General features: G+C 70.0%; 9 protein-coding genes and 1 tRNA gene. 8 read left to right on the forward strand and 2 right to left on the reverse strand.

The annotated features are described in order from the left end of the window. The 7 genes from Q7W29_11080 to Q7W29_11110 all read left to right on the forward strand — a co-directional run. Positions 1–603: MotA/TolQ/ExbB proton channel family protein (locus Q7W29_11080; protein MDO9172360.1), on the forward strand; the 603-nt coding region annotated here is incomplete at its 5' end. Then, complete coding sequence (locus Q7W29_11085; protein MDO9172361.1) at positions 600–1,016, forward strand: biopolymer transporter ExbD; 417 nt, start codon at positions 600–602, stop codon at positions 1,014–1,016. The genes Q7W29_11080 and Q7W29_11085, both read left to right, overlap by 4 nt. Next, on the forward strand, positions 1,013–1,687 hold the full coding sequence (locus tag Q7W29_11090; protein MDO9172362.1) for a TonB family protein: 675 nt from the start codon (positions 1,013–1,015) through the stop codon (positions 1,685–1,687). The genes Q7W29_11085 and Q7W29_11090 overlap by 4 nt, the downstream gene beginning before the upstream one ends. A gap of 2 nt (positions 1,688–1,689) precedes the next feature. Further along, entirely contained in the window at positions 1,690–2,964 is a 1,275-nt protein-coding gene (locus tag Q7W29_11095) for a hypothetical protein (GenBank protein ID MDO9172363.1), read from the forward strand. A gap of 73 nt (positions 2,965–3,037) precedes the next feature. Further along, a complete protein-coding gene (gene pal, locus Q7W29_11100) occupies positions 3,038–3,571 on the forward strand; it encodes a peptidoglycan-associated lipoprotein Pal (GenBank protein MDO9172364.1) in 534 nt (177 codons plus the stop codon). A 9-nt stretch (positions 3,572–3,580) separates the two neighbouring features. Continuing rightward, positions 3,581–4,366, forward strand: coding sequence for a tetratricopeptide repeat protein (locus Q7W29_11105; protein MDO9172365.1), 786 nt, complete (start codon positions 3,581–3,583; stop codon positions 4,364–4,366). Between the two features lie 37 nt (positions 4,367–4,403). Further along, positions 4,404–4,724, forward strand: a complete 321-nt coding sequence (locus Q7W29_11110) for a cupin domain-containing protein (GenBank protein ID MDO9172366.1) — start codon at positions 4,404–4,406, stop codon at positions 4,722–4,724. 22 nt (positions 4,725–4,746) lie between these two features. Here Q7W29_11110 and fbp read toward each other — a convergent pair whose 3' ends face one another. Then, positions 4,747–5,766, reverse strand: coding sequence for a class 1 fructose-bisphosphatase (gene fbp / locus Q7W29_11115; GenBank protein MDO9172367.1), 1,020 nt, complete (start codon positions 5,764–5,766; stop codon positions 4,747–4,749). A 185-nt stretch (positions 5,767–5,951) separates the two neighbouring features. Between fbp and pruA the strand changes: the two genes are divergently transcribed. Beyond that, positions 5,952–7,586: an L-glutamate gamma-semialdehyde dehydrogenase gene (pruA, locus tag Q7W29_11120; protein ID MDO9172368.1), complete on the forward strand. Its 1,635-nt coding sequence runs from the start codon at positions 5,952–5,954 to the stop codon at positions 7,584–7,586. An 86-nt stretch (positions 7,587–7,672) separates the two neighbouring features. Here the strand turns inward: pruA and Q7W29_11125 are convergent. Continuing rightward, positions 7,673–7,759 (reverse strand) — tRNA-Leu (locus tag Q7W29_11125). Between the last annotated feature and the right edge of the window lie 52 nt (positions 7,760–7,811).

Below are 7,811 nucleotides of genomic sequence, written 5' to 3' on the forward strand. Positions count from 1 at the left end.
CTGTGCTGGGCCGTGATGTTCGACCGCGGCCGCCTGCTCGCGGCCGTGCGGCGCGGCCACGCCGAGTTCTGGGAGCAGTGCGACGCTTGGCTGCAGGGCCGGCTGGACCGCCGCGACCTGGACGCCTGGTGCCGCGGCCACCCGGACCTGCCCCTGGCCAACCTCTGGCGCGAGACCGTCGGGCAGCCCACGAGCCAGGCCGTGCGGCGCGCCTCGGAACGCGTCGCCTACGCCGAGACGGAGAACCTGGAGCGCTACCTGATCATCCTGTCGACGACCGTCACCGTGGCGCCCTTCCTGGGGCTGCTCGGCACGGTCTGGGGCCTGATGCAGGCCTTCTGGGAGATGTCGGTGCTGCGCAGCGCCAACCTCACCGTCGTGGCGCCGGGCATCGCCGAAGCGCTGATCACGACCATCGCCGGCCTGTCGGCCGCGGTGCCGGCCGTGGTGTTCTTCAACCTCTTCGTGCGCAAGATCGACCTGATCGGCAACGAGATGGAACGCCTGCGCTCGATCATGGAGGACGCGGCGCCGTCGGCCGGGGAGGCCCGGCAGGCCCAGGCCCGCCGGCCCGAGCCGCACGAGAAGGAACAGATCCGATGAGACGCCGCTCGGCCTACCGCGGCTTCTCCGAGATCAACATCACCTCGCTGGTGGACATCGCCCTCTGCCTGCTGATCATCTTCATGCTCACCGCCCCCTACATCCAGGGCGGCGTGGAGGTCAACCTGCCGCAGGCCGAGACCCGCGAGGTGATCGTCGAAGAGGGCCCGATCATCACCGTGACGAAGGAGCGCACGCTCCACTTCGACGACGACCCGATCGCCATGTCCGACCTCGCCGCCCGCCTCGCCGTCTTCGCCGACAAGCGCGCGACGCTGCCGGTCTACCTGCGGGCCGACGAGGACGTGCCCTACGGGTTCGTGCTGCGGGTCATGGCCGCCATCGAGAAGGAGGGCTTCTCGAACCTGAGTCTGGTCGCGGACCAGGACCTAGGGGAGAGGGACCGCCCGTGAACCGCGCGCTGCCGGCCTCCCTGCTGCTGCACGCACTCTTCATCGTGGCGCTGCTGCTGTTCGGGTCCCAGGTGGTGCGCCAGCCGATGCCGCGCCAGCGGGCGATCTCGGTGCGTCTGGCCGAACTGCCCAGCCCGCGCCCGCAGGTCCAGACGGCGCCGCCGCAACCCGCCGCCGAGCCGGAAGTCCGGCCCGCGGTCGTCCCCAAGGCCGCCGAGAAGAAGCCGGCGCCGAAAGAGGCGGTCAAACCAGTGACGAAGCCGGCGGCGAAACCGGCCGCCCCGGATCGCCAGCCGGCGCAACCCGACGCCGCCACGCCGACGACGGCCGGTCCGGCCGCGGCCACGCCCCGCCTCGGCGCCGACGTCACCGTCGCGCCGCAGTACCAGTACTACCTCGACCTGCTCGAGCAGCGGATCGCCCGCAACTGGCAGCCGAGGAAGCTGGGGTTCCGCAGCGGGGCCCCGGTGACCTGCTCGATCCACTTCCAGGTCGAGCAGGACGGCCGCCTCTCGCGGCCGACGGTGAGCGCCGGTTCCGGCGTGCCCCTGATGGATCGCGAGGCCCTGCGGGCCGTGGAAGCGGTCGGCACCTTCCTGCCGATCCCCGCCGGCATGGCCGGGCGCGGGATCGGCATCACCTACATCTTCACGCTGACGGCGGGGAACTGACCATGCGGCACGACATCGCGCGCGACATCCTGGCCACGGCCCTCGTCCTGCTGGCGACCGTCGCGCCCGCCGCGGCCCAGGGCGAATACATCATGAGAGCCGACCGTTCGGCGGCCGAACTGACCGACATCCTGGTGCAGCCGCCGGAGGTGCAGGCCGGCGGCGCCGAGGCCCGGGCGGCGGCCGGCACCGTCGACGCCGTCATCCGCTCCGACCTCGACTTCAGCGGCCTGTTCCGCCTGCTGACGCGCGACCAGGTCGCCGGCAAGGCGCCGAGCCACTACCGCATCGACGGCGTGCTGGAGGGCCTGCCGACCGGAGGCGCGTCATCGCCCGCGCTCACGTTGCGCCTGCTCTCGGAACCCGGCGGCCAGGTCCTGCTCTCCAAGCGCTACCAGCCGGGGCCCGACCGGCTGCGGGCCACGGCGCACCACTTCGTGGAGCAGGTCATCCGCATGCTCACCGACCTGCCCGGCATCAGCCTGTCCCGCATCGTGTTCGCGCGCGGCAGCGGGGACCGCCGGGACATCTGGTGCGTCGACTACGACGGCGAGGGCCTGCTGCGGCTGACCTCCAACCGCACCCTGAACCTGTTCCCGTCCTGGTCCCCGGACAACAAGCAGGTCGCCTTCATGTCCTTTCGGCAGGGTCAGCAGGGCACCTACGTCCTCGAGGCGGCGACCGGGGCGGTGCGCATGGTCGGCGAGACCAGCGGCTCGAACCTGGGGCCGTCCTGGCACCCCGGCGGGCAGGAACTGGTGGTGGCCCTGTCGAAGGCCGGCCAGCCGGACATCTACCGCCTCGGTTTGGACGGACGCATCGTCCGTCGGCTGACCGTCTCGGAGTCGATCGAGGTCTCGCCCAGCTGGTCCCCGGGCGGCCGCGAAATCGTGTTCACCAGCGACCGGACCGGCTCGCCCCAGCTCTACGTCATGGACGCCGACGGCACCGGCCGGCGGCGTCTGACCTTCGAGGGGAAGTACAACGACTCGGCCGAGTGGTCGCCCCGCGGGGACCGGATCGTGTACGCCTGCCGCGAGCAGGAGATCACCCAGCTCATGCTCATCGAGGCGGGCGGGGAGAACCGCCGCCTGCTGACCGACGCCTCCTGGCGCAACTGCGAAGACCCCAGCTGGGCCCCGGACGGGCGCCACGTGGTGTTCGCCTCGGACCGCACCGGGGTCTTCAAGCTCTACGTCCTGGACGTCGAGGACGGGTCGATCCGGCAGTTGACGAAGGGCGGGGAACCCGATACAACTCCTGATTGGTCCCAGTGAAAATCCGTGTTATCTTGGCTTGGAATATGGAATCCGGTGGGTTGAGTCACTTCAGAAAAGGAGTCGGATAGCCATGGTGCGGACCCTAGCTCTGATCGGCATGCTGTTGGCGGCCCTGCTCATGACCGTCGGCTGCGGCGGCAAGAAGAACGTTCCGGTCGTGGACAACACGGCAACCGTCGTCACGACCCCGCCCGTCGAAGAGGTCGTCGAGGAGACGCCGGTCACCGAGACGCCGGCGCCCGTCACGAACTACGCGACCATGTCGCCCCAGGAGTACGGCATCGAGGACGTGTACTTCGCCTACGACGAGTACACCCTCAGCGCCGCCACCATGACCACGCTGACCGCGAACGCGAAGATCATGAAGGAGCACGGCGATGTCGTGTACCTGATCGAGGGCCACTGCGACGAGCGCGGCACGGTCGAGTACAACCTGGCCCTGGGCGAGAAGCGCGCGGCCGCCGTGCGCGACTACCTGGCGAACCTGGGCGTGAAGGCCGGCCAGTTGCGCGTCACGAGTTACGGCGAAGAGCGCCCGTTCGTCGCCGGCAGCACCGAGGCTTCCTGGGCCAAGAACCGCCGCGCCCATTTCGCGCGCCCGTAGGTGACCGCGATGCCGCAGCGCCGCACCGCCGGCTTCGCCGTCCTGATGGCCGGCGCGTACCTGGCCGCACTTGCGGCCGGGTGCGCGCCGCAATTCGAAGAACTCGGGACGGCGGTCGACGCCAACACGGTCGAGATCCAGCGGTTGGCCGACGAGCAGACCGCGCTGCGGCGCGACGTCACGGCCCTGCTGGCGCTGTTGCGCAGCGGCGAGGGGTCGGGCCTGGAGACCGACGCGCGCCTGCAGACCCAGCTCTCGCAGATCCTGGCCCGCCTGGACCAGGCCGCCGGCCAGCAGACCGACAACCAGGAATACATGCGCAACCTGTCGGCCCGCGTGGACCTCCTGACCACGCGCCTGGGCATCCCCACGCTCGGCGAATTCAAGCCGGCGCCGACCGGCGGCGCCGACCTCGCGGCCCTGCCCGAGGAGGGGCGCGCCCTGTTCAACGCTGCCATGTCGGATCGCGGCCGGGGCGACTACGACGCCGCCCGCCAGGGCTTCCGGGATTTCCTGGGCCGCTACCCGCGCAGCGAGCAGGCCGATGACGCCGAGTACTGGCTGGCCGCGATGACCGCCGACGACGGCGACCAGCAGGCGGCCCTGAACGCTTTGCTGACCTTGCTGGAAAGCTATCCGGACTCCGACCGCCGGGCCGACGCGCTGCACAAGGCGGTCGCCGCGGCCCACGCGCTCGGGCAGGACGCCGAAGCGCGCCGCCTGTTGGACCGCCTGCAGACCGAATTTCCAGGCTCGGAGGCGGCGGAGCTGGCCGGAGCCCTCTTGTCCGAGTAGAGAACAGGGAGTTTGTAGCGAGCAGGGAGGAGCGATCGTGCCCAAGATCCCCGTGCTGAAGCGGGCCCGCGACCTGGCCCAGCCCTTCCGGCCCGTGGAAGTCGCCGAACTGGACGGCGCCTACCACGCCTTCATCGTGCGCTACAGCGGGGACTACATCGCCCACAGCCATTCGGCCGACGAGTTCATCTACATCCTCGAGGGCATGATCGACATCGAGATGAACCGCACCACGGTCACGGTGCGGCAGGGTGAGGCGATGCTGATCCCCGCCGGCACGGTCCACCGGCCGCGTTGCAAGGCCATGGCCCTGGCGCTGGTCACCGAGACCAAGGGCCTGCAGACCAAGGATCGCTGACCCGGTCGCGCTTCGCCCGCCTTCAGTCCCCGGCGCCGAACGCCGGGTCGCACAACATTTTCTCGATCCACATCACCGTCTCGCGGCTGCCCACGTACAGCGGCGTGCGCTGGTGGACCTCCCGCGGCACGAGGTCGAGGATGGGGCCCTTGCCGTCGCTCGCGTAGCCGCCGGCGTGCTCGGCGATGAGGGCCAGCGGCGCCGCCTCGTAGAGCAGGCGCAGCTTGCCCTCGGGAGCCCGGTCGGTGGGCGGGTAGAGGAAGACGCCGCCGTAGAGCAGGTCGCGGTGGAAGTCGGCCACCAGCGATCCGATGTAGCGCGCGGACATGCCGCCGCTCTCCTGGCGGCCGTACTTCAGCCGGCGCACGATCTCGCGCACGGCCAGCGACCAGCGGGGCTCGTTGCCCTCGTTGACCGAATAGATCCCGGCGGCGAAGGGGATCTTGATGTTCTCGTGGCTCAACAGGAACTCGCCGATCCCCGGGTCCAGGGTGTAGCCGTGCACGCCGTGGCCGGTGGTGTGGACGAACATGGTCGAGGAACCGTAGACCACGTAGCCGGCGGCCACCAGGTCGCGCCCGGGCTGCAACAGGTCGGCGTCGCCGATGGCGGCGAGGCGGGAGCGCCGGCGGTAGATGCTGAAGATCGTGCCGATCGAGACGTTCGCGTCGATGTTGCTGCTGCCGTCGAGCGGGTCGAAGACCACGACGTACTTGCCGCTGCCTTCGCGGATGTCGACCCGGACGGGGTCGGCCAGCTCCTCGGACGCCATCAGGCAGACCTGGCCGCGCCGGCCGACGACCTTCAGCATGACGGCGTTGGCGTAGTCGTCCAGCTTCTGGACGGTCTCGCCCTGGACGTTGCTGGCGCCGGTGCTGCCCAGGATGTCGACCAGGCCGGCCCGGGTGACCTCGCGGGCGATGATCTTGGCCGCGAACGCGATGTCGCCCAGCAGGCTGGTGAAGTCGCCGCTGGCGCTGGGGTGCAGGCGCTGCATCTCCAGGATGTGGCTCTCGACGTTCATGAGGTTCTTGTTCGGCATGGTTCTCCCGCTGCAGGTTGAAGGCGGCCACCAATGTAGCAGGGATCCGGAGGCGGGGCGAGTCCGGGGTTGCGGCCGGCGGGCCGGTTGTCCATAGTTTGACAGGCGACATGCGCCAGGCAACGGGCGCACGGTGTCGCGGCCTGTCCGCGACCGGACCTGTCCGCACGACACGGAGGAACGTCATGTCCCAGATGCTGCCCATCCCGCCGCTGCCGATGAACGAACCCATCCTGGGCTACCTGCCCGGATCGCCCGAGAAGGCCGCGTTGAAGGCGAAGCTCAAGGAGCTGGCCGGCACCCGGATCGAGATCCCGCTGGTCATCGGCGGCAAGGACGTCGCCACGGGCGACCTCGGCGAATGCCGCCTGCCCCACGACCACCGGCACCTGCTGGGCGTCTACCACAAGGCGAGCGCCAAGCACGTCCAGGCCGCCGCGACGGCGGCGCGCAAGGCCAAGAAGGACTGGGCCGCGCTGCCCTGGGAGGCGCGGGCCGCGGTCTTCCTGAAGGCCGCCGAGCTGCTGGCCGGCCGCCGCCGCAGCACCCTGAACGCCGCCACGATGCTGGGCCAGAGCAAGACCGCCTACCAGGCCGAGATCGACTCCGCCTGCGAGCTGATCGATTTCTGGCGCTTCAACCCCGCCTTCGCCCACGACATCATGAGCGAGCAGCCCGAGTCCGGACCCGGCATGTGGAACATGCTCGAGCAGCGGCCCCTGGACGGCTTCGTCTTCGCCGTGACCCCCTTCAACTTCACCAGCATCGCCGGCAACCTGCCGACGGCGCCGGCGCTGATGGGCAACACGGTGCTGTGGAAGCCGGCCTCGAGCGCCGTCTACTCGGCCTGGTACATCATGGAGATCCTGCGCGAGGCGGGCCTGCCCGACGGCGTCATCAACATGATCCCGGGCAGCGGCGGCCAGGTGGGCAACCCGGTCATCGAGCACCCGGACCTCGGCGGCGTGCACTTCACCGGCAGCACCGAGGTCTTCCAGAACATGTGGGGCACCATCGGCGCCAACATCCGCCAGTACGCCTGCTACCCGCGCATCGTGGGGGAGACCGGCGGCAAGGACTTCGTCTTCGCCCACGCCTCGGCCGATCCCGTCGCGCTGGTGACGGCGCTGGTGCGCGGCGCCTTCGAGTACCAGGGCCAGAAGTGCTCGGCGGCGAGCCGCGCCTACGTCCCGGCCTCGCTGTGGCCGCAGGTGCGGGAGCACCTGCTCGCCGAAGTGGCCTCGATCAAGATGGGCGACCCCGCCGACTTCACGAACTTCATGGGTGCGGTCATCGACCAGGGCGCCTTCCGGAGCATCAAGGGTTACCTCGACCAGGCCCGCAAGGCCCGTGGCCAGGCCCGCATCATCGCCGGCGGCGGCTGCGACGACGGCAAGGGCTGGTTCATCGAGCCCACCGTCATCGAGGCCAAGGACCCCGACTTCGTGACGATGCGCGAGGAGATCTTCGGGCCGGTCCTGACCGTCCACGTCTACCAGGACAAGGACTGGCTCAAGGCCCTGCGGCTGTGCGACAAGGGCTCGGCCTACGCCCTGACCGGGGCGGTCTTCGCCCGCGACCGCGGCGTGATCGAGACGATGAAGCAGGAGCTGGTCGGCACCGCCGGCAACTTCTACATCAACGACAAGCCCACCGGGGCGGTCGTGGGGCAGCAGCCCTTCGGCGGCTCGCGGGCGTCGGGCACCAACGACAAGGCGGGGTCGTACCTGAACCTGATCCGGTGGACGACGCCGCGGACGATCAAGGAGACCTTCGATCCGCCGCGGGACTACCGGTACGGTTTCATGTCGCAGAAGTAGGGACGGTATCGGCCCTGCCCGGGCGAGGCCGAACTCGTCGTGCCACAAATTTGAAAAGGGCGGCCGGGGGCCGCCCTCGAATATGGTGGTGCCGGAGGTGGGACTTGAACCCACGCGCCCCGAGGGGCAACGGATTTTGAGTCCGTCGCGTCTACCAATTCCGCCACTCCGGCACGAGGACGGATGATAGGGAGCGCCACCGCCGCCGTCAAGGGACGGGCTTGC

Source organism: bacterium, from assembly GCA_030654305.1.
In the GTDB taxonomy this organism is placed as follows: domain Bacteria; phylum Krumholzibacteriota; class Krumholzibacteriia; order LZORAL124-64-63; family LZORAL124-64-63; genus PNOJ01.

What these genes read in the sequence shown, in the direction of transcription:
- Q7W29_11085 (MDO9172361.1), top strand. Translation starts at nt 600, where the DNA reads ATGAGACGCCGCTCGGCCTACCGCGGCTTCTCCGAGATCAACATCACC.
- Q7W29_11095 (MDO9172363.1), top strand. Translation starts at nt 1,690, where the DNA reads ATGCGGCACGACATCGCGCGCGACATCCTGGCCACGGCCCTCGTCCTG.
- pal (MDO9172364.1), top strand. Translation starts at nt 3,038, where the DNA reads ATGGTGCGGACCCTAGCTCTGATCGGCATGCTGTTGGCGGCCCTGCTC.
- Q7W29_11105 (MDO9172365.1), top strand. Translation starts at nt 3,581, where the DNA reads ATGCCGCAGCGCCGCACCGCCGGCTTCGCCGTCCTGATGGCCGGCGCG.
- fbp (MDO9172367.1), bottom strand. Translation starts at nt 5,766, where the DNA reads ATGCCGAACAAGAACCTCATGAACGTCGAGAGCCACATCCTGGAGATG.
- pruA (MDO9172368.1), top strand. Translation starts at nt 5,952, where the DNA reads ATGTCCCAGATGCTGCCCATCCCGCCGCTGCCGATGAACGAACCCATC.